General features: G+C 73.8%; 23 protein-coding genes. 9 read left to right on the top strand and 14 right to left on the bottom strand.

Translation table 11 applies throughout. The features are described from left to right. The first annotated feature begins 16 nt into the window (after positions 1–16). Genes OEB99_RS05635 through OEB99_RS05625 form a run of 3 tightly spaced genes read left to right on the top strand, consistent with a single transcriptional unit; the run spans position 17 to position 1940 of the window. A complete protein-coding gene (locus OEB99_RS05635; RefSeq protein ID WP_263508909.1) occupies positions 17–1228 on the top strand; it encodes a molybdopterin molybdotransferase MoeA in 1212 nt (403 codons plus the stop codon). Further along, positions 1225–1704: a cyclic pyranopterin monophosphate synthase MoaC gene (gene moaC / locus OEB99_RS05630; RefSeq protein ID WP_263508908.1), complete on the top strand. Its 480-nt coding sequence runs from the start codon at positions 1225–1227 to the stop codon at positions 1702–1704. Before OEB99_RS05635 ends, moaC begins: the two co-directional genes overlap by 4 nt. After that, a complete protein-coding gene (locus OEB99_RS05625; protein WP_263508907.1) occupies positions 1701–1940 on the top strand; it encodes a MoaD/ThiS family protein in 240 nt (79 codons plus the stop codon). The genes moaC and OEB99_RS05625 overlap by 4 nt, the downstream gene beginning before the upstream one ends. Here the strand turns inward: OEB99_RS05625 and moaA are convergent, their stop codons facing one another. The 6 genes from moaA to OEB99_RS05595 form a co-directional block, all read right to left on the bottom strand. Next, positions 1941–2936 (bottom strand): GTP 3',8-cyclase MoaA, encoded by a 996-nt coding sequence (gene moaA / locus OEB99_RS05620; RefSeq protein ID WP_318011390.1) that lies wholly within the window; start codon positions 2934–2936, stop codon positions 1941–1943. Continuing rightward, positions 2933–3352, bottom strand: a complete 420-nt coding sequence (locus tag OEB99_RS05615; protein ID WP_263508905.1) for a molybdenum cofactor biosynthesis protein MoaE — start codon at positions 3350–3352, stop codon at positions 2933–2935. Before OEB99_RS05615 ends, moaA begins: the two co-directional genes overlap by 4 nt. After that, a complete protein-coding gene (locus OEB99_RS05610) occupies positions 3349–3807 on the bottom strand; it encodes a MogA/MoaB family molybdenum cofactor biosynthesis protein (RefSeq protein WP_263509428.1) in 459 nt (152 codons plus the stop codon). The genes OEB99_RS05615 and OEB99_RS05610 overlap by 4 nt, the downstream gene beginning before the upstream one ends. 100 nt (positions 3808–3907) lie before the next feature. After that, positions 3908–5467 (bottom strand): molybdopterin-dependent oxidoreductase, encoded by a 1560-nt coding sequence (locus OEB99_RS05605; RefSeq protein WP_263508904.1) that lies wholly within the window; start codon positions 5465–5467, stop codon positions 3908–3910. 122 nt (positions 5468–5589) lie between these two features. Further along, positions 5590–5985, bottom strand: coding sequence for a hypothetical protein (locus OEB99_RS05600; RefSeq protein WP_263508903.1), 396 nt, complete (start codon positions 5983–5985; stop codon positions 5590–5592). Further along, positions 5982–6824, bottom strand: coding sequence for a VanW family protein (locus OEB99_RS05595; RefSeq protein ID WP_263508902.1), 843 nt, complete (start codon positions 6822–6824; stop codon positions 5982–5984). The genes OEB99_RS05600 and OEB99_RS05595 overlap by 4 nt, the downstream gene beginning before the upstream one ends. A gap of 257 nt (positions 6825–7081) precedes the next feature. On the opposite strand from OEB99_RS05595, the gene OEB99_RS05590 reads away from it, so the two are divergent. Together OEB99_RS05590 and OEB99_RS05585 are read left to right on the top strand one after the other, a co-directional pair. Continuing rightward, positions 7082–8377, top strand: a complete 1296-nt coding sequence (locus tag OEB99_RS05590; protein ID WP_263508901.1) for a 1-acyl-sn-glycerol-3-phosphate acyltransferase — start codon at positions 7082–7084, stop codon at positions 8375–8377. A 19-nt stretch (positions 8378–8396) separates the two neighbouring features. After that, the gene (locus OEB99_RS05585) at positions 8397–8711 is read left to right on the top strand and encodes a hypothetical protein (RefSeq protein ID WP_263508900.1); all 315 of its coding nucleotides are present in this window, start codon (positions 8397–8399) and stop codon (positions 8709–8711) included. A 27-nt stretch (positions 8712–8738) separates the two neighbouring features. On the opposite strand, the gene OEB99_RS05580 is transcribed toward OEB99_RS05585, so the two are convergent. The 3 genes from OEB99_RS05580 to OEB99_RS05570 form a co-directional block, all read right to left on the bottom strand. Further along, complete coding sequence (locus OEB99_RS05580) at positions 8739–9326, bottom strand: hypothetical protein (protein WP_263508899.1); 588 nt, start codon at positions 9324–9326, stop codon at positions 8739–8741. An 87-nt stretch (positions 9327–9413) separates the two neighbouring features. Continuing rightward, positions 9414–10199: an SDR family oxidoreductase gene (locus tag OEB99_RS05575; protein WP_263508898.1), complete on the bottom strand. Its 786-nt coding sequence runs from the start codon at positions 10197–10199 to the stop codon at positions 9414–9416. A 4-nt stretch (positions 10200–10203) separates the two neighbouring features. Next, positions 10204–11004: an alpha/beta hydrolase gene (locus OEB99_RS05570; protein ID WP_263508897.1), complete on the bottom strand. Its 801-nt coding sequence runs from the start codon at positions 11002–11004 to the stop codon at positions 10204–10206. Positions 11005–11209: 205 nt separating this feature from the next. Here OEB99_RS05570 and OEB99_RS19720 point away from each other — a divergent pair, with 205 nt between their 5' ends. Beyond that, positions 11210–12193 (top strand): LysR family transcriptional regulator, encoded by a 984-nt coding sequence (locus OEB99_RS19720; protein WP_318011389.1) that lies wholly within the window; start codon positions 11210–11212, stop codon positions 12191–12193. A 103-nt stretch (positions 12194–12296) separates the two neighbouring features. Here OEB99_RS19720 and glnA read toward each other — a convergent pair whose 3' ends face one another. After that, positions 12297–13721, bottom strand: coding sequence for a type I glutamate--ammonia ligase (glnA, locus tag OEB99_RS05560; protein ID WP_263508896.1), 1425 nt, complete (start codon positions 13719–13721; stop codon positions 12297–12299). Between the two features lie 141 nt (positions 13722–13862). Here glnA and OEB99_RS05555 point away from each other — a divergent pair, with 141 nt between their 5' ends. Continuing rightward, positions 13863–14357, top strand: coding sequence for an RDD family protein (locus tag OEB99_RS05555; RefSeq protein WP_263508895.1), 495 nt, complete (start codon positions 13863–13865; stop codon positions 14355–14357). Between the two features lie 25 nt (positions 14358–14382). Here OEB99_RS05555 and OEB99_RS05550 read toward each other — a convergent pair whose 3' ends face one another. Genes OEB99_RS05550 through OEB99_RS05535 form a run of 4 tightly spaced genes read right to left on the bottom strand, consistent with a single transcriptional unit; the run spans position 14383 to position 17375 of the window. After that, complete coding sequence (locus OEB99_RS05550; protein ID WP_263508893.1) at positions 14383–15084, bottom strand: DUF4191 domain-containing protein; 702 nt, start codon at positions 15082–15084, stop codon at positions 14383–14385. A 52-nt stretch (positions 15085–15136) separates the two neighbouring features. Beyond that, the gene (gene lipA / locus OEB99_RS05545) at positions 15137–16138 is read right to left on the bottom strand and encodes a lipoyl synthase (protein WP_263508892.1); all 1002 of its coding nucleotides are present in this window, start codon (positions 16136–16138) and stop codon (positions 15137–15139) included. A 9-nt stretch (positions 16139–16147) separates the two neighbouring features. After that, positions 16148–16834, bottom strand: a complete 687-nt coding sequence (gene lipB, locus OEB99_RS05540; protein ID WP_263508891.1) for a lipoyl(octanoyl) transferase LipB — start codon at positions 16832–16834, stop codon at positions 16148–16150. Beyond that, the gene (locus OEB99_RS05535; RefSeq protein ID WP_263508890.1) at positions 16827–17375 is read right to left on the bottom strand and encodes a MarR family winged helix-turn-helix transcriptional regulator; all 549 of its coding nucleotides are present in this window, start codon (positions 17373–17375) and stop codon (positions 16827–16829) included. Before OEB99_RS05535 ends, lipB begins: the two co-directional genes overlap by 8 nt. A 59-nt stretch (positions 17376–17434) precedes the next feature. On the opposite strand from OEB99_RS05535, the gene OEB99_RS05530 reads away from it, so the two are divergent. Both OEB99_RS05530 and OEB99_RS05525 read left to right on the top strand, forming a co-directional pair. Further along, positions 17435–19636, top strand: coding sequence for an MMPL family transporter (locus OEB99_RS05530; RefSeq protein ID WP_263508889.1), 2202 nt, complete (start codon positions 17435–17437; stop codon positions 19634–19636). A gap of 93 nt (positions 19637–19729) precedes the next feature. Next, the coding region (locus tag OEB99_RS05525; RefSeq protein WP_489667139.1) for a protein kinase family protein at positions 19730–20379 on the top strand (650 nt) is incomplete at its 3' end.

Here is a 20379-nt window from a genome sequence, read left to right as displayed (position 1 = left end):
ACGGGTGGGGGTCTGAGTGCGTTCCGTCACCGACCACCGCGCCGTCGTGCTCTCTCTCGTCGCGGGCACGCCGGTGGTCGACGTGCCCGTCTCGGACGCCGCCGGGCTCGTGCTCGCCGCGGACGTGACGGCGGGGGAGCCGCGGCCTGCGTGGGACTCGAGCTCGATGGACGGCTACGCGGTGCGCAGCGCCGACCTGGCGGCGGCGAGTGCCGCGGCACCGGTGTCGCTGCGGGTCGTCGCCGAGGTCGCCGCGGGGAGTGCGCGGACGCCGGTGGTCGACCCCGGGACCGCCGTGCGCATCATGACCGGCGCGCCGTTGCCGCCCGGCGCGGACAGCGTGGTGCGCCAGGAGGACACCGACCGCGGTGCGCCGGTCGTGGGGATCCGGCACGCCGCCGTGGCCGGAGACTTCGTCCGGCACCGCGGCGACGACGTCGCGGCCGGTGACATGGTCCTCGAGCGCGGCCTCGAGCTCGGCGCGCGGCACCTGGCCGCGGCGGTCGCAGCCGGCGTCGGCACGCTCCGGGCGCATCGGCGGCCCCGCCTGGCCGTGGTGTCGACCGGCGCGGAGCTCGTGCCGCCGGGCGAGCCGTTGCGCCGCGGGCAGATCCACGACTCGAACTCGGTGCTGCTCGCCGCGCAGCTGCGCTCCGCGGGAGCGGACGTGCCGCACGTCGCCGTCGTCCCGGACGACGTCGAGGCCCTGCGCGCGGTGCTGGACCGGCTCGACGGCGAGGTGGACCTGGTGGTCACGACCGGCGGGGCGAGCGTCGGCGACCACGACGTGGTGAAGCTGGCGCTCGCACCGGGGGTGGAGTTCGTCGAGGTCGCGATGCAGCCGGGCAAGCCGCAGGGCGCCGGGCGGCTGCCGGGCGGGACGCCCGTGCTCTGCCTGCCCGGCAACCCGGTCAGCGCCTTCGTCGGCGTCGAGGTGCTGGTGCGCCCCGTGGTCCGCCGACTGCGCGGCCTGACCGACCGCGACCGGCCGACCGAACCGGCGGTGGTGCTCGACGGTTGGCGGACGCCGCCCGGCCGGGCCCAGTACATGCCGGTGGCGCTCGGCACGGAGGCCGGTCGCACGACGGCTCGCCGCGCCTCGGCCGGTGGTTCGGCCTCGCACCTGGTGGCCGGGCTCGCGCGCGCCGACGGGCTCGCGGTGGTGCCGGCGGACGTGGCCGAGGTGCGTGCGGGGCAGACTGTCCCGGTGATGAGGACCGACGGATGAGCGAGCAGCCCTTCGGCCACCTGGACTCCGCCGGGCAGGCCCGGATGGTGGATGTCACGGGCAAGCAGCCGAGCGTGCGGGAGGCGTCCGCGAGCGGGGTCGTGGTCTGTGCACCGCACGTGGTCGCGGCGCTCCGGGCGGGTGACGTGCCGAAGGGTGACGTGCTCGCGGTCGCCCGGGTGGCGGGGATCGCGGCCGCGAAGCGTGTCCCGGACCTGCTGCCGCTGGCCCACGTGATCGGCGTGCACGGCGCGGTGGTGGACCTGGAGGTCACGGACAGCGGGGTGCAGATCCGGTCGACCGTGCGCACCGCGGACCGGACCGGCGTCGAGATGGAGGCCCTGACCGCGGTCGCGGTCGCGGCCCTGGCGGTCGTCGACATGGTCAAGGGGCTGGACCGGGACGCACGGATCGAGCACGTGCGGCTCGAGTCGAAGTCCGGTGGCCGCTCGGGCGACTGGCGGCGTGAGCCGTGACCCGGGTGCGCTACTTCGCGGCCGCCCAGGAGGCGGCGGGCGTCGCCGAGGAGACGGTCGAGGCCGCGACGCGGGACCTCCTGGTCGCCGAGCTCGTCGCCCGGCACGGTGGCGGGCTGGCGCGGGTGCTCGACCGGTGCGCCCTGCTCGCCGACGGCCGCCGCCTCGACGCGGCCGACGACCCGGTCGCGCCCGCCGCCGTGGTCGACGTGCTGCCGCCCTTCGCGGGGGGCTGATCAGCCGCCGATCGCGCTCATCGGGCGCTCCGGCTGGACGAACCCGGGCTCGCCGATCCCGTGGCCGGCCCGCTTGCCGGCCAGGCAGGCGGCCACCGCCCCGGCGATGGCGTCGTCGTCGGCCCCCGCCCGGACCGCCGAGCGCAGGTCGGTCTCGGTGCGCGCGAACAGGCAGGAGCGCAGCTGTCCGTCGGCGGTGAGCCGGAGCCGGTCGCAGGCCGCGCAGAACGGCGCGGTCACCGAGGCGATGACCCCGACGGTCCCGGGCCCGTCGTCGACCTGCCACAGCCGCGCGGGGGCGGCGCCGCGGCCGTCGAGCGGCGTGAGCCGGAAGGCCGACCGCAGGCGCCCGAGGATCTCCGCCTGGGTCACCATCGCGGCACCGTCCCACCGGTGGTCGGGGTCCAGTGGCATCTGCTCGATGAACCGCATCTGGTACCCGTGCCGCAGTGCGAACCGCACCAGGTCGACGACCTCGTCGTCGTTGACCTCGCGCATCACGACCGCGTTGACCTTGACCGGTGCGAAGCCGGCCTCGGTGGCGGCGGCCAGCCCGGTCAGCACGTCGGGCAGGCGGTCGCGTCGGGTGAGCCGTGCGAACCGGTCCGGGTCGAGCGTGTCGAGGCTGACGTTCACCCGGCTCAGCCCGGCCGCGCGCAAGGGAGCGGCCAGCTCCGCGAGGCGCAGGCCGTTCGTGGTCATCGAGAGCTCGGGGCGCCCGTGCGGACCCTCGAGCGCCGCGAGCCGCGCGACGACGTCCACCACGTCGGCGCGGAGCAGCGGCTCGCCGCCGGTCAGCCGGATCTCCGAGACCCCCATGCCGACCAGGACGGCGGCGACCCGGACCAGCTCGTCGGTGCTGAGCATGCTCGGGCGGGGGAGCCAGGGCAGCCCCTGCTCGGGCATGCAGTAGGTGCAGCGCAGCGAGCAGCGGTCGGTGAGCGAGATCCGCAGGTCGCGGTGCGCCCGCCCGAAGCCGTCGACGAGGGCGCTCACAGGCCCACCCACACGGCACGACCGTCGACCAGCACCTCGCGCTTCCACGCGGGCAGCTCGGCCTTGAGGCGCTCGACGAGGTCCGCGCAGACCTCGAACGCGAGCTGCCGGTGCGCGGTCGCCACGGCGGCGACCACCGCGAGCTCGCCGACCGCGAGGCGCCCGACCCGGTGGCTGACCGCGATCCCCAGCACGCCGTCGCGGGCGGACTCGGTCGCGATCCGGGTCAGGACCGCCTCGGCGTCGGGGTGAGCCGAGTACTCCAGCGCCACCACCTCACCGTCGACGGCCGGGTCGTGGTCACGGACCTGACCGACGAAGGTCGCGACGGCACCGGCAGCGGGATGCGAGACCGCCGCCACGTGCTCGGCGACGTCCAGCGGCGCCGGGTCGATCCGGGCACGGACGCAGCTCAATGGTCACCTCCGGCCAGCTGGTCCAGCAGGTGCGGCAGCAGTGGCAGGACGATCTCCAGCCCCTGCTGCACGGCGCGCGGGCTGCCCGGCAGGTTCACCACGACCGCGCCGGACGCGGTCACCCCTGCGACCCCGCGGCTGAGCACCGCCGCGGGGGTCTGCTCGGCGCCCGCGCGGCGCAGCGCCTCGGCGATGCCCGGCAGCTGGCGCTCGAGCAGCGCGGCGGTGGCCTCGGGCGTTCGGTCGCGCGGCCCCACGCCGGTGCCCCCGGAGGTGAGCACGACGCGCGCTCCGGCGCTCACCGCGTCCTCGATCGCGCCGCGCACGCTGGGCACACCGTCGGGCACGACGGTCGCGTCCGCGACGTCGAAACCCGCGGCGCGCAGCCCAGCGACGGCCACCGGTCCGGAGGCGTCGACCGCCTCGCCGGCTGCGCACCGGTCCGAGGCGACCACGACGGCGGCGTGCACGGACCCCGCCTGCGCCGGCTCCGCGGCCGAACCGGCCGCGGAGTGGCCTCCCGGGTGATGGTGGTCTGTCACGCGCCCCACCCTGTCACGCGACGAAGACCGAGATCTCGTGCCACCCCGTCGCGCCGTCCGGGATGGCCGGACTCCGTTCTCCGGTCTGCGTCATGCCGTCGTTGTCGATGGCGCGGACCCGCAGCAGGTGACGACCGGACGTGGCGTCCGCCCACCGCCAGGACCACTGCCGCCAGGCGTCCACCGAGATCTCGCCGGCGAGCGTCGCGGGCTGCCACGGTCCGTCGTCGACCTGGACCTCGACGCCGGAGATTCCGGTGTGCTGGGCCCATGCGGTGCCACCGACGTCCACCGGGCCGGCGTCCACGGTCGAACCGCTGCGCGGCACCTCGATCCGGGAGGCCAGCTTGACCGGGCCCCGCTCGGACCAGCCCCGCACGGTCCAGTAGGCGGTCGCGTCGGCGAAGCGCGTGACCTCGAGGTCGCTCACCCACTTGGTGGCGGACACGTAGCCGTAGAGGCCGGGGACGACCATGCGCACCGGGAAACCGTGCTCGGCGGGCAACGGCTGACCGTTCATCCCGACCGCCAGCAGCGCGTCGCGGTCGTCGGTGAGCACCTCGAGCGGGGTGGACGCGGTGAACCCGTCGACGCTGCGGGACAGGACCATGTCCGCGTCGGCCTGCGGACCCGCCATCGCAAGGACCTCCCGGACCGGCAGGCCGAGCCACTTCGCGTTGCCCGCGAGGTCGCCGCCGACGCTGTTCGACACGCACGTGAGCGTGACGTACGCCTCGACCAGGTCGCTCGCGAGCAGGTCGTCGAAGGTCAGCGTCACCTCGCGGTCGACCAGGCCGTGCACCCGCAGCCGCCACGTGTCGGGATCGACCTGGGGGACGGTGAAGGCGGTGTCGATCCGGTAGAACGTCGAGTTCGGGGTGACGACGTCGACGACGCCGGCGACGGGGGACTGGGCGTCCGCCGGGACCGGCGGCGCGGGCCGCGCGGCGGCCGGCAGCACCAGCGCCTTGACGGCGGCGGCGGTGCTGCGCGCCCCGGCGATCACGGTCCCGCCGATCGCGCTGAGCACGCCCACCACGCCCACGGCGGCGGCCGCCCCGAGGAACGCGCGTCGTCCGGTGTCCCGGACGTCGGCGGGCTCGGTCCCGGGTCCGGTGAGCCGCAGGATCAGCCACCGCAGCGCGAACGCGCCGGCGGCCGCCCCGACGAGGCTCGGGAAGAGCGCGAGCTGGCCGGTCTGCGGGCGGGTCTGCGCGGCGATGCCGGCGACCGCCCCGAGGACCACGACGATCCCCTGCGCCACCCCCAGGTGTCGCAGCGCGAGGACCCCGACGAGCGCCGCCGCGATCCCGACGACCACCACCATGCCGACCAGGAGCGCGAGCTTGTCGTGCGTGCCGAACGCCGCGATCGCGGCTTCCTTGAGCCACTCCGGCGTCAGGTCGATGAACGTGTCGCCCAGTGAGGCCAACGGGCTGGCGGGCGGGTCGACGATGCCCGCGACCAGGTGGCCGACGCCGAACGTGACGACCGCGGCGAGCAGGCCGGCGAGAGCCGCGGCAGCCCGCCGCCGGGGTGCCGGGTCGGAACCGGGGGACAGGTCCTGCTCCATGGGCCACACCTCCGTCGCATCGAGCGTGCCGCCGGGCGTGCTCGTTGTCGACCGGAGCGACGTCGGCGTACCCGTGGTTCGCAGCCGAGCCCACGGCGGATGGGTCCACCCGGCCCGTCCCCCTAGGTCGTCGCGGTCCCGCCGCTCCGCGTTGCACGCGCCCGCGCCGAGTACCCGAGCCAGCACGCAGCCGATGCCGCGAGCACCAGGACGGCCACGACCGCGACGCGCAGGAGCCCGGCGCCCAAGCACGGGTCCGCGGTGGTGAGCTCGTTCATCGCGTCGGGGTAGAACGCCGCGAGCGGCGGAAGCGTGCACACGGCGCCGCCTCGCACAGTCGCCGGGACGAGGAGCCACCAGGCGCCGGTGAGCACGACGGCGATCAGTGCGACGCCGGAGGCCCGGCCGACGGTCGAGCGCTGTCCGCGGGCTTCCGCGCGAACGGCACGCGTCAGGACGAGTGCCGTCATCGCCAGGGCGGTGACGGCGAGCAGGAGGCCCGCGATGAGATTGGTCATGCGCGGCCCACATCCTCCGGTGTGCCCGGTCCCGCCTCGGCGCGGCTCGGCAGGTAGGGCCGGTATCGCATCAGCGCCTCGTTGGCGGCCACGACCTCGTCGGCGAGCTCCGAGCCGTGCGCGTCGAAGGTCCGGCGTCGCAGCAGGTTGCGGCGCACGAAGGCGCCGTCGGGGCGCGGCTCGATGACGTGGGCCGCCTCGTAGACCTGGTAGCTCAGGCCGGTCGGCCGGTCCGACCACCACTGGCCGACCAGCTCGGTCTCGGTGACCCGGAGCGCGAGGCGGAACCGTGCGCTCGTCGGGTTGACCACCTGCAGGTCCAGGGTCGGCCAGGCGCAGGTGGCACCGCTGCCGAACGGCTGGGTGCGGTTCGAGTCGGGGAAGACGTCGTAGCTGTGCCGCCATCGCTCGGCGATCTCGAGCGGTGTGTGCAGGGTCAGCCAGTACAGCAGGTTGGTGGCCTGGCACAGGCCTCCGCCGGTGCCGGCCGTCAGGCGGCCGTGGTCGAGCACCAGGCCGTCGACGAAGCCGCGACGCCGCGTGGGCCGGCGGACCTGGTACCAGAAGGACAGCCGCTGCCCGGGCTCGAGCACCAGCCCGTCCAGCCGGGCGGTGGCCAGACGCAGGTTGACCACCTTGCCGCGCTGCAGGTCGTCGTCCAGGCCGGACAGCGTGCGGAAGAGCGGGGTCGCGTGCTCCGCGACGAGGTGGCCGAAGCCATCCGGTTCTGCTCGCCGCAGCTGCAGCCCACCGGCGCGCCACCACTGCCACTCCCGGCGCGCCCGGCGTACCCCCGAGCCCAGCACCGCCCGCGCCCGCACAGGCACACCGATCGCCATCGTTCCCCCCTGCCACCGGGGACCATCGACCCCGGGACTGCACGGAGCATACGGCGAGCCACAGGGGCTCGGGCGCACGCCGGTCGTGGGTGCGGTGGATGCGTGGCGGGCGTCGCCTCGGCCCGGGGTCCGGTCTCACGGCGCCCACGGCCCGACCGACCGCCGGCGGTAGGTCGGGAGGTGGCAGGATGACCCGCGATGGGCACGTTCGCCGCCGGCGCCGGGAGCGCCTCGTGAAGCCGGGCTGGGGTCCCCGCGTGGCACGGCGGATCGCCGCGATCGTCGCGCGGCTCGTGTACCGCGACGTCGAGGTCTCGGGCTGGTCGGCTCCGCCCTCCGGTCCGGTGATCACGGTCGCCAACCACTTCGGCGGCTTCGCCGACGCGATCCTGCTGATCTACCTCGCCGAGCGCTTCCCGAGGATCGTCGCCCGGGACGTGATCTGGACGTTCCCGGTGGTCGGGTCGCTGATGCGGTGGATCGGCGCGATCCCGGTGCACCGCAAGGTCGACAAGGGCGGCGGGCGCACGTCGAACGACGACATGTTCCGCTCGTGCTACGACGCGCTCGGCGAGGGCGGCTCGGTGCTGATCTTCCCCGAGGGCGTCACGCAGGACGACCCCTTCATCGCCCCGGTCAAGACGGGTGCGGCTCGGATCGCGCTGGGCGCGCGGGCTGCGGGGGCCGAGGGACTGGTCATCCAGCCGGTCGGGATCCACTACGCGGACAAGGCGGCGTTCCGCAGCCGCGTGCTCGTCGTGTGGGGCGAGCCGATCGACCTCGACGACGTGGGAGGAGACCTGGAGTCGGCGGGTGAGCCGCTCGGCGCCGACAACCGTGCAGCGGTCGGAGACCTGACCGAGCGGATCTCGGCGCACCTACGTGCCGCCGCGCCCGACTACGGCTCGTGGGAGCAGGCCCGTGCGCTGCAGCTGGGCGCCGAGGTCGCGCTGCGCCGCGCCGCGAGCCCGGCCGACCCCGTTGACGACGTCCCGCTCGCCCTGGTCGACGAGCTGGGATCACGCCTCGCGGGACGACCCGACCCGGTGCGGTCGCACCTGCAGGAGCAGGCGGAGCTGTACCGCGCGGCCCTGAGCCGTCTGCGCACGGACGACTACGCCTTGACCGGTCCGCAGCACACCGGCCGGGACACCGTGGCCGATCTGGTGATCGCGCTCCTCCTGCTGCCCTACGCGCTCGTCGGTGCGGCGCTCGGGCTCGTGCCCTACGCCCTCACACAGGCGACGCGGCTGATCCCGGCCGCACCGGCGATGCGGGCGACGATCATGCCGCTGGTCGCGTTCGTCGTCTTCGTCGCCGAATGGGTGTGGGTCTCGGTCGCCACCTGGACCAGCTGGGGCCGGTGGGAGGGCGCTGTCGTCGCCTTGCTCGCGCCGGCGTTCCTGGCTGCGACGGTCGCGCTCGCGGAGCGCGCGATCACGGTCTGGCGCACGTGGCGTCGCTGGTGGTTCTCCCGGCGCCGCGGCGGACCGGTGGACGAGGCGAGGGCGCTGCGTGACGGTGTGCTCGCGGCCGTGCGGGCTGCCCTGTGAGGCCGCCATGCTGATGGGCGTGCCCGCCGACACGATCTTCTGGATCGTCGTGCCGACCGCGCTCGTGTGGCTCTACGTCCTCGTCGACGTGGTGCGACGCCCCGGGCTGCGGGCGCCGGTTCGGGTCCTCTGGCTCGTGGCGGTGACGGTGTGGCTCCCCGCAGCCTCACTGTGGCTCCTGGCACGCCCCGTCGGCGACCCGGCGGCCGCAGCCGCGAGGCGGGTCGACCCCGGGGATCCGCAGGTGCGGCTGGCACGACTGGTCGCCGCGCACGACGACGGCGACCTGGACGACGACGCGTTCGCGCGCGAGCGCGACCTGCTGCTCGGCTGAGCGGTCCGGCGTCGCCCCGGCATGCGGTCAGGTCCGCTCGGGTGCGTCCTCGCTCACGGCGGCACCCGCGCCCTGCGGCGCGTCCTGCGGCGCCGGCCAGAGCAGCGTCCCCCACAGGGCCAGGACCGCGGCCCCCGTGACGTGCCAGAGCCCGTGCGCCTGGAGCAGCGACTCGGGATCGCACACCGGGCTGCCGGTCCGTCCTGCTGCGTACGCCGCCACGGCGAGCCCGGTCAGCCCGGTCAGCGCGACGCGCGTCGCAGGTGACGCCGGCCGCAGGACCCGACGGCGGGCCGCGAGCCTGACGAGCGGCACCGCGGCGGCCTCGGTGAGCAGCAGGGCGATCGGCAGGTCGTGCGCGAGCTTCGACCCGGGGCCTTGCGGTCCGTGGAACGCGAAGCTCCCGGCACCCACCGCGGCGAGCAGCCCCGCGTAGGTCACGGCCGCCGTGCGCTGCCGAGCCGGCAGGGTCCGCCAGCGCCACAGCAGGAAGCCACCGCCGGCGACGTAGCCCAGGCTCGTGAGGGCACCGACGGGCTGGGCCAGCACTGCGTCCCGAAGCTGCTCGCAGTCGGTGGTGCCCAGATCGCCCGGATCGGGCAGCGGCAGCCTCACGGCGCCAGGGTACGCCGCGGCCTCCGCCCGGCCGGCCCCGCGCCGCACCCGGCCGGGTCGGTGACGTCAGCGGACGACGGTCGACGCTCAGGTCGTGGTGATCAACCCGCCGTCGATCGTCACATCGGCACCGGTGATGTTCTGCGCGCGCCGGCTCGCGAGGAAGAGCACGAGGTCGGCCACCTCGTCGGGCCGGGTGAACCGTCCGGTGGGGCTCTCGGCCGCGGCACGAGCCGCGATGGCTTCGGGCTCGTCGCCGGTGGCGTGCGCGACGGCGGCCGCGACGCCGCCGTCGCCGAGCCACAGGTCGGTCGCGACGGGGCCGGGACTGACCGTGTTCACCCGGATCCCGAGCGGTGACACCTCCTTCGACAGGGCCTTGAAGGCGTTGGTCAGCGCCGCCTTGGCGGCGCCGTAGTCGATCACCGAGGGGTCGGGCAGGACCGCGTTCACCGAGCTGATCGTCAGGACCACTCCGTCACCGGCCGCGATCATGGCCGGCAGCGCGGCCCGGGTCACCCGCACGGCGGCCATCAGGTTCGCGGTCAGCGAGGCGAGCCACTGGTCGTCGGTGACGGCGAGGAAGCCGGCCAACCGCGGTGTGACCGCGCCGACGTTGTTGACCAGGACGTCCAGCCTCCCGTGACGCAGCGCCGCCTCGACCAGCGCCGCGGCCCCGGCCGCCGTGGCCAGGTCGACCGTGACGTGCTCGACGGCACCGTCCCGAACGAGAGCGCGGAGCTCGTCGCTCGTGCCGCGCGAGCCCGCGATCACGCGGACACCCTCCTGGACGAGCGCCCTCGTGACCGCAAGGCCGATGCCCTTGCTCGCGCCCGTGACCACCGCGACGGCTCCTGCGAGACCGAGGTCCATGACCTCAGAGCCCCTGGGACGACAGCCACGACAGCACGCCCTGGGCGACGGTCTGCCAGCCGTGGTCGATCGTGAGGGAGTGGCCCCGTCCTTCGAACTGGGTGAGCTCGGTGACGGCGGTGCTGTCGCGGTACTGCTTGAGGGTCGACCTGGTGACGACGTCGGGAACGGTGTGATCGGCGGTGCCCGAGATCAGCAGGAGCGGTCCGCGCGCGGTGTTGTCGGTGTCGACCTGCGCCTGCGAGTGCAGCGCGAAGTTGGCCACGGCGGCCTGGAACAGCGGCCGGGCCGGCGAGGGGATCGTCCACCGCTCGTGCAGGGCGTCCGACTCCTCCTCGCTCAGTGCGTTCCCGAACCCGAACCGGAACTCGGCCCGCGTCAACGACACGGCACGGTGCAGGTTCGCGGGGTTGCCCAGACCCGGCAGGCCCGCCCGCAGCTGGGCGAGCGGGAGCGGGAGCACACCCTTGATCTGGGCAGGGTCGATCGCGACGCCGGCGGCGCCACGCCCCTGGCCGAGAAGCTTCTCCACGATGAGCCCGCCGAACGAGTGGCCGACGAGCACCGGGGCGGCGGGGAGCTCGTCGACGATCGCGGCGAAGTGCCCGGTCACGTCATCGATGCTCAGGTCGGCGACTGCGTCGGGCTGCTCGCGTGCCTCCTGCACCGTCGCGGGCTCGCCCGGCCAGCCGGGTGCCACGGGGTCGTAGCCCGCGTCGCGGAACAGGGCCAGCCACGGTTCCCAGCTGGTGGCATGGAGCCAGAGGCCGTGGATGAACACCACCGGCCTTCCAGGTGCGTCCATCGTCGTTCCTTCCGGTCGTGGCGAGCGTGCCGCGGCGACAGCCTCGGCGGTGCTTCAGCCAACCGGCGCGCGGAGCGCGGTGTCCAAGACCTGTTCGGTCGTGATCGATAACCGCAGCGCCCTGTCGGCGTCGTCACGCGCGGAGTTACCGTGAGCCGCGTCGGGCACCGTGCCCATCGCCCAGGGGACCGTGCCGGAGGCCCGGATGGACGACTTGGACCTGCGGCTGGTCCGCTACTTCGTCGCGGTGGCCGACGAGCTCCACTTCGGGCGCGCCGCCGCGCGGCTGTACATCAGCCAGCCTGCGCTCTCCAAGCAGGTCCGCAAGCTCGAGGACCAGGTCGGCGCACCGCTCTTCGTGCGCGACAGCCGCCACGTCCGGCTCACCCCCCGCGGCGAGAGCTTCCTGGGGGACGCCCGCCGCCTGCTCGCGATCGCCCAGGGCATGCAGCGATCCGGGCAGCCCGACGTCGTGCGCATGGCGCACATCTTCGAGCTCGGGACGAGTCGTGCGGTCGCGGACGCATATCTGCGCGCGCATCCGCACGCCGAGCTGCGCGAGCACGCCCTGGACAGCGCCGCCCAGCTCGACGCCCTGCTCCAGCGTCGTCTCGACGTCGCGATCCTGCGTGTCACCTCCCGCATGGTTGCGATGCATCCGGTCGGCTGGTCCCACTGCCTCCTGCGACTGGAGCCGCTCGTCCTGGTCGGTCGCCCCGATGACGAGCGGGAAGGCAGTGCGTCGCTGCGCGCCCGTCCGCTCGACGTCTTCGGCGACCCGCCCGAGTCGGGCAGCTACAACGTGCACGGCGACTACCTCACCGCGCTCGAGAGCGATCTCGACATCTCACTGCGGTGGCTCGGCACGCCCGGGGCGTTCAGCCACTGCCTCGCGCGGCTCACGCGGGACACCGACCGGTCGCGATGTCTCGAGTTCCTGAGCTACGCCGAGCGCTACGCGGCGGTCGGGCTCCCCGTCTACTGGCCGGAGGAGGCGCAGCCGTACTACCCCTGGTCCCTTGCCTGGCGCGACGAGGAGCCGTCCCAGGAGACGGCCGACCTGATCAGCACGGCGCGAGCCCTGGCGGCGGACAACGCCTGGCTCGAACCAGCCGCCGCGGCCCGGGCCCCGATGTGGCTGCCGCCGGACGACCCGGCGACGCTCGAGCTGCGCCGGATGGGAGCCTGATCGGCTCGGGGCACACGTGCGGCGCCCCGGTCACCGCAAGGGTGGCCGGGGCGCCGTTCGTCCGGGTCAGCGGGCCAGCACGCGGCCCGCTGAGCGGAGGTGCTCAGACGTCGTAGTACAGCTCGAACTCGTGCGGGTGCGGCCGCAGGCGCAGCGCGTCGATCTCGTGGGCCCGCTTGTAGTCGATCCACGTCTCGATGAGGTCCTCGGTGAAGACACCGCCCTCGGTCAGCCAGTCGTGGTCCTTCTCCAGGTTGTCCAGCACCTCGTTGAGCGAGCCGGGGACCTGGGCGATGTTGGCGTGCTCCTCCGGGGGCAGCTCGTACAGGTCCTTGTCGACCGGCTCCGGCGGCTCGATCTTGTTCTTGATGCCGTCGATGCCGGCCATCAGCATCGCCGCGAACGCCAGGTACGGGTTCGACGACGGGTCCGGCACGCGGAACTCGATGCGCTTGGCCTTCGGGTTCGACCCGGTGACGGGGACGCGGATGCACGCGGACCGGTTGCGGGCCGAGTAGACCAGGTTGACCGGGGCCTCGAAGCCCGGCACCAGGCGGTGGTACGAGTTCACGGTCGGGTTGGTGAACGCCAGCAGCGACGGGGCGTGCTTCAGCAGACCGCCGATGTACCAGCGCGCGATGTCGGACAGGCCGCCGTAGCCCTTCTCGTCGTAGAACAGCGGCTCGCCGTCCTTCCACAGCGACTGGTGGCAGTGCATGCCCGAGCCGTTGTCACCGAAGAGCGGCTTCGGCATGAAGGTCGCAGTGCGGCCCGCACGGTCGGCGACGCCCTTGACGAGGTACTTGAACAGCATGACCTTGTCCGCGGACTTGGCCAGCGTGTCGAAGCGGTAGTTGATCTCGGCCTGGCCGGCGGTGCCGACCTCGTGGTGCGAGCGCTCGACGTCGAGGCCGACCTTGTTCAGCTCGAGCACGATCTCGTCGCGCAGGTCGGCGAAGTGGTCGACCGGCGGGACGGGGAAGTAGCCACCCTTGTAGGGCGTCTTGTGGCCGAGGTTGCCGCCCTCCTCCTTGCGGCCGGTGTTCCACGCGGCCTCGATGGAGTCGATGTAGTAGAAGCTCTGCGACTGGCTCGTGTAGAAGCGGATGTCGTCGAAGATGTAGAACTCGGCCTCGGGGGCGAAGAAGGCCGTGTCGGCGATGCCGGTCGACTTCAGGTAGGCCTCGGCCTTGGCCGCGATCTGGCGCGGGTCACGGCTGTAGGGCTCGTCCGTGTAGGGGTCGACGATCGACATGTTCACGACGAGCGTCTTCTCGACGCGGAACGGGTCGACGTAGGCGGTGGTCAGGTCGGGCAGGAGCTTCATGTCCGACTCGTGGATCGCCTGGAAGCCGCGGATCGACGAGCCGTCGAACATCTGGCCCTCGGAGAAGAACGTGGCGTCCACGGACTCCGCGGGGACGTTGAAGTGCTGCATGACGCCAGGCAGGTCGCAGAAGCGGACGTCGACGAACTTGACGTCCTCCTCCTTGATGAATGCCATGACTTCGTCGGCGGAACTGAACATCCGGTTCTCTCCCTTGGCAAGACGATGGGGACCGCGTCGGCCACGACGCTAGGGGCACGGGGTTACCCCACGGTGTGGCACCTGTTTCGGCGAGGTTTCCGTCGAACACCGGCCGCCCCAGCCTGTCACTAGGCTGGCCGGATGGCACCGAGACGCGAGGACTTCGGCTCCTGGCTGGAGGGTACTCCCGGCACCCGTGAGCCTCGGGAGAGTTCAACCCTCGGACTCCCGTCCCAAGGGTCGGGATCGCTCGCTCCGGTCGGGCGCCGGGTCGTCGCGCTCGTCGTGGACTGGGCGCTGTCGATGGCGGTGGCGTCGATCTTCTGGCCCGAACCCGGTCAGTCGGGCGTGCTCGCCGCGCAGAGCTGGGCGACGCTCGCGGTCTTCGCCGGGAGCACCGCGGTGTTCGTCTCGTTGCTCGGCCACACGCTCGGCCACCGGCTGCTCGGACTGCGGGTCGTGCGCCTGGCGGTCGACCCGGAGGGTGTCCGCCGCCCGCTGCCCGGTCCGCCCGGGCTGCTCGCCGGTGCGGTGCGCACCGCGCTGCTGTGCCTGGTGATCCCGCCCGTGGTGTGGAACCGCGACGGCCGCGGCCTGCACGACCTGGCGGCCTCGACCGCGATCGTGCGGCGCTGACCCGGCGCCGCGCCCGGGGCCCGCCTCAGCGGCCCTTGATGCCCTTGCGGTCCGGGCGGGCGCGCATCGGGTCGATCCCCTTCGGCACCGGCATCCGCATGCCGCCGAGGGCCTTGAGCCGCTTGGTGACCTCGGCGGTCTCCGCCTTGGTCAGCGTCGCCTTGAGCTTGCGCACGCGCGTCGGCAGCTTGCGCAGCGGGACCTGGCCCTCGCCGTTGCCCGCCTCGAGGAGGTGGATCGGCACGTTCGGCAGGACCCGGGCGACCTTCTTGCGCTCGTTCTCCAGCAGCTTGCCGACCCGTCCGCTGGGACCCTCGCCGACGAGCACGACGCCGGCGCGACCCACACCGCGGAACACCATGTCCTGCGTGCGCGGGTCGATGGCGACGGGCTCCTCCGGGAACTCCCACCCGCTGCGGATCGAGCGGAGCGCGGCCAGGGCGGCGCCGGGCTGACCCTCGATCGAGCGGTAGCTCGCCGTCTCGGCGCGCCGCGCGAGCAGGTACATCGCGCCGAGCAGCGCGAACGGGAACCCGACGATGAGCAGGTAGACGACCTGGTGCACGAGCACGCCGATGAGCAGTGCGAGCGCCATGACGCCGGCGAACGTGGCCAGCATCCACCAGACGACGGCGGGGTCAACCCGCCGCGTGAACTGGAAGACCTGCCAGAGCTGGTTGTACCAGCGCTGCTTGCGGGGCTTGGGGGTCGACTCGCCACGTGCCATGGGGCGCAAGTCTAGTGGCGTACGGACCGGGACCTCGACGCGGCGCGGGCCTTCATCGGGCGAGCAGGCTCGCGGCCTCCTGGCGGGCGGTCGACGGAGCCGCCAGGTGGGCCAGGTGGGCCGGGATCGGCCGCCCGGACCGTGCCATGGCCTGGGCCCACAGCCGGCCTGCGCGGTAGGACGAGCGCACCAGCGGTCCGGACATCACACCCGCGAAGCCGAGCCGCTCGGCCTCGTCCGCGAGGGCGACGAAGACCTCGGGTCGCACCCAGCGGTCGATCGGGTGGTGGCGCACCGACGGGCGCAGGTACTGCGTGATGGTGACCAGGTCGCAGCCCGCGGCGCGCAGTGCGGCGAGCGCCTCGACCACCTCGGCGTCGGTCTCGCCCATGCCGAGGATGAGGTTCGACTTGGTGACCAGGCCCGCGTCACGCGCGGCGGTGAGCACCGAGAGCGACCGCTCGTACCGGAAGCCCGGGCGGATCTGCTTGAAGATCCGCGGCACGGTCTCGAGGTTGTGCGCGAGCACCTCCGGCCGCGACGAGAACACCTCGGCCAGGGCGTCCGGCTCCGCGTTGAAGTCGGGGATGAGCAGCTCGACGCCGGTGCCCGGGTTGAGCGTGTGGATCTGGCGGACCGTCTCGGCGTAGAGCCACGCGCCACCGTCGGGCAGGTCGTCGCGTGCGACGCCCGTGACGGTCGAGTAGCGCAGGCCCATCGCCTGGACCGACTCGGCCACCCTGCGCGGCTCGTCGCGGTCGAACGCCGCGGGCTTGCCTGTGTCGATCTGGCAGAAGTCGCACCGCCTGGTGCACTGGTCCCCGCCGATGAGGAAGGTCGCCTCGCGGTCCTCCCAGCACTCGAAGATGTTCGGGCAGCCGGCCTCCTCGCAGACCGTGTGCAGACCCTCGCGGCGGACCAGGCCCTTGAGCTCGGAGTACTCCGGGCCCATGGTCGCCCGGGTCTTGATCCACTCGGGCTTCTTCTCGATCGGCGTCTCGGCGTTGCGGGCCTCGACCCGCAGCATCCGGCGTCCCTCGGGTGCGACAGTCACCGGCCAAGCCTACGTGAGCGCCGCGACGCCGCCCGTCGGCCGAGCGGCCGCCCGCACGCCGTCCAGCGCGGCGAGCAGCCGGCCGGTGAGGACGGGCTCGACCTCGGCGATCGTGACGTCGCGGCCGAGCTCGGCGCTGAGCGACGTGACGTCCGCGTCGCTGATGCCGCACGGCACGATCCGGTCGAACGCCGCGAGGTCGGGGTCGCAGTTGAGCGCCAGGCCGTGCATCGTCACGCCTCGGGCGACCCGGACGCCGATCGCGGCGACCTTCCGCTCGAGGCGGTCCGCGGTCGCCGGGCACCACACGCCGGACCGTCCCTCGACCCGGACGGTCGGCACCCCGAGGTCCGAGCACGTGTCCATGACGGCCTGTTCGAGCGCACGGACGTAGCCCACGACGTCCACCGGCTCGGCCAGGCGCACGATCGGGTAGGCGACCAGCTGGCCGGGTCCGTGCCAGGTGATCCGTCCGCCCCGGTCGACGTCCACCACCGGGGTGCCGTCGATCGGCCGGTCCGACCGCGCGGTGCGTTTGCCCGCCGTGTAGACGCTGGTGTGCTCGACGAGCAGCACGGTGTCCGGCTCGGCACCGCGGGCGACGAGCTCGTGCACCTCGCGCTGCAGGTCCCAGGCCGCCCGGTAGTCGACCGGGCGGTCCGGCAGCGCGAGGACGCGGACGTGGTGCTCAGCCATCGGCGTCGTCGTCCTCGCAGTCCGCGGCGTGCTGGTCCTCGCCGGGCGCTCCGGGCCGCGGCCGCTCGGCGAGCATCGTCAGGAGCACGCCGCGCAGCGTCTGGATCTGTGCCGCGTCCAGGCCGCGGACGGTCATCGCCTCGGCCACGTCCGCGTCGCCCGCGTCGAGCAGCGCGGCGAAGCCGGACTCGGTGAGGTGGACCTCGTGCCGCCTGCGATCGGTCTCGTGCGCGTGCCGCTCGACGTAGCCCTGCCGTTCCAGGCGGGCGAGCACGCGGCTCATGGTCTGCTCGGTGACCCCCGAGGCGAGCGCGAGCTGACGCTGGGAGAGCGGGCCTCCGGACAGCAGTGCGAGCACGGGGAACGACGCGTGGTTCAGGTCCCAGTGCGCGAGGTGGTTGTTCCACTCGCGCTCGATGCGCCGGGCCACGGCAGAGAAGAGCCGCCCGGTCGGCCACTGCTCGGGCGGGCGGTGCGCTTCCGTCGCACTGGACGGCAGGGCGGTCGCGGTGCCCGAGGACGGCTGCTCGTGAGGGGTCACGGCCACCTTCCCTGCGGTTCCGGTTGTGCGGCTCACGCTAGTCCCCGATCATACTCAGCATGCTTAGCAATGAAACCCGACGCGGCCTGCTGCGCGGCCTCGCCATCGTGATCGTCATCGCCGCCTGGCTCGGGATCGGGGCGGTCGGAGGGATGTCGATCGGGCGCCTGTCCGACGTCCAGCAGAACGACGCGGCGTCGTTCCTGCCCTCCGGTGCCGAGTCGACCCGCGCCGCCGAGGCCGCCGCAGCCTTCTCCGACTCCGAGACCCTGCCCGCACTCGTCGTGGCCGAGGCGGACGGCGCGATGTCCGCCGACCAGCTGGCCGCCATGCAGACCTACGCCGACGGGGTCGGGGCGCTCCCGCTCGGCGACGGCACGGTGTCCGACGTGCTCGCCGCGCCCGTGGTCGTGGTGCCCTCCCAGGACGGCGAGGCGGCGCTCGTCACGGTCGTGCTCGACGCTGCCAGCGCGTCCGAGCAGATCGGCGAGGAACGCGTGGTCAACCTCGTGGTCGCCGAGCTCCGGGACGCCGCGACGCCGCTCGCCGACGCCGGGCTCACCGTGCACGTGACCGGCCCGGCCGGAGCGGTCGCCGACCTGGTCTCCGCGTTCGGCGGGATCGACTCGCTGCTGCTGCTCGTCGCCCTCGGCGTGGTGTTCGTGATCCTCGTGCTCGTCTACCGCTCACCGAGCCTGCCGTTCACGGTCCTCTTCACCTCGCTGTTCGCCCTGGCCGGTGCCGCACTCGTGGTCTACCAGCTCGCCGCCAACGACGTGCTGGTCCTGAACGGGCAGAGCCAGGGGATCCTGTTCATCCTCGTGGTGGGTGCCGCCACGGACTACTCGCTGCTCATCGTCGCGCGGTACCGCGAGGAGCTCCGCTGGATCGCCGCACCGCACCGGGCGATGGGTCGTGCGATCCGTGCCTCGATCGAGCCGATCGCGGCGAGCGCCGGGACCGTGATCGCCGGCCTGCTGTGCCTGCTGCTGTCGGACCTGCGGTCGAACTCCAGCCTCGGGCCGGTCGCCGCGATCGGCATCGCCGCATCGTTCGTCGCGTCCCTCACGCTGCTTCCCGCGCTGCTGCTGGTCGGCGGACGCTACGCGCGGTGGATCTTCTGGCCCCGCATGCCGCACCCCGCGGACACCGCTGACCCGGACGACGTCGAGGGCGCCGAACCGCTCGAGCACCTCGAGGCCCGCTCAGGCGTGTGGGGTCGGGTCGCCGGGCTGATCGGGCGTCACCCGCGCCGGGTCTGGGTGGTCACAGCAGGCGCGCTGCTGCTCGCCTCCGCGTTCGTCCCCACCTTCAAGGCGCAGGGCACCGGGGAGTCGGACGTGTTCCTCACCGCGGTGGACTCGGTGGCCGGCGAGAAGGTCCTCGCGCAGCACTTCGACGCCGGTGTCGTGCAGCCCGCGACGGTCATCGTGCCCGAGGGCGAGGTCGACGCCGTGGTCGCGGCGGCGGCGTCGGTGCCCGGCGTCATCTCGGCCACGCCCTACACCGGTGCGCAGTCGGGTCCGCCGGGCGCGGGTGGGGGAGAGACGGCCGACCCCGTGGTCGTCGACGGTCGCGTGCTCGTTCAGGTCGTCACGCAGGCGGCCGCGGAGACCCAGGAGGCGTCCGACGTCGTCGCCGAGGTGCGGACCGCGGTGCACGAGGTCGCACCCGACGCCTTGGTCGGCGGCGCGGCGGCGCAGCGGCTGGACACCCAGCAGACCAGCGCGCGCGACCTGCGGGTGATCGTGCCGTCGGTCCTCGCGGTGATCCTGGTCGTGCTGATCTTCCTGCTCCGCGCCGTGCTCGCGCCGGTGCTCATCGTGGTGGCCAACCTGCTGTCGTTCGGCGCCACGCTGGGGGTCAGCGCGCTCGTGTTCAACCACGTGCTCGGCTTCCCCGGAGCGGACGCGACCGTTCCGCTCTACGGCTTCGTGTTCCTCGTCGCGCTCGGCATCGACTACTCGATCTTCCTGATGACCCGGGTCCGGGAGGAGTCGTTGCGGCACGGCACCCGCGAGGGGGTCCGGCGGGGGCTTGCCGTGACCGGCGGCGTGATCACCAGCGCCGGGCTCGTGCTCGCCTCGACGTTCGGTGCGCTCGCCGTCATCCCGTTGCTCTTTCTCGCGCAGATCGCGTTCATCGTCGCGTTCGGCGTGCTGCTGGACACGTTGGTGGTGCGCACGCTCCTGGTTCCCGGGGTGGTCCACGACCTGGGCCGGGTGGTCTGGTGGCCGTGGCACCGCAGGATCGCCGACTGACGGGCCCGGGACGGGCGGCGCCGTGATGTGGCGTCGTCCGACCGGGCCTGTGGACGACGGCCCTGCGCTCGGCCGCGCTGCTGTGATGGCGCGGTGGACCACCTCGTGCCGCCCCGCGTCGCCGCCGCCCTGCGGGAGGCCGGGCTGCGCCCCGCCGGACCGCTCGGACGAGGCACGGGAGCACCCCGCTGGACCGCGCTGGCCCCGGACGGGAGCCGGTGGGCGGTCACCGAGGTCCCGGCCGTGCGTGCCGAGGCGGCCCGGCAGCGCGCGACCCGACTGAGCCGGATCGACCACCCGTACCTCGCGCAGGCCGGGCCCGTGCTGGACCTGGCGGACGGCGACGTCGCCGTCCTCGTCTCCGCCGAACCGGGGACCGACCTCGACGTCCTGCTCGCTGCACGGGAACCGCTCGACCCGGAGGAGGCCGTCGGTGTGCTCGAGCCTCTCGCGGGCGCCCTCGCGGCCCTGCACGACGCAGGACTGGTGCACGGTGCTCTCGACACCGGCGCCGTGGTCCTCACCGAGCACGGGCCGGTGCTGGTGGACCTGGGTGAGCCCGGTCGGCGGGACCCCACGCCCTCGGCGCGGGCCGACGACGTGGCGGCGCTCGCCGCCCTGGGTACGGCCCTGATCGGCGACCCGGGCGCTGCGGTCGCGGCGGTCTGCCGGCAGCCCGGCGGCGACGCGGCGTCCTTCGGCGGCCGCGTCGCCGCATGCGGACCCGGTCGGTCGGTGACCAT

It is taken from the genome of Actinotalea endophytica, from assembly GCF_025717005.1.
Lineage (GTDB): Bacteria > Actinomycetota > Actinomycetes > Actinomycetales > Cellulomonadaceae > Actinotalea.
Note: the sequence above shows the minus strand (reverse complement) of the source record. Positions and strands in the feature narration are given on the sequence as shown.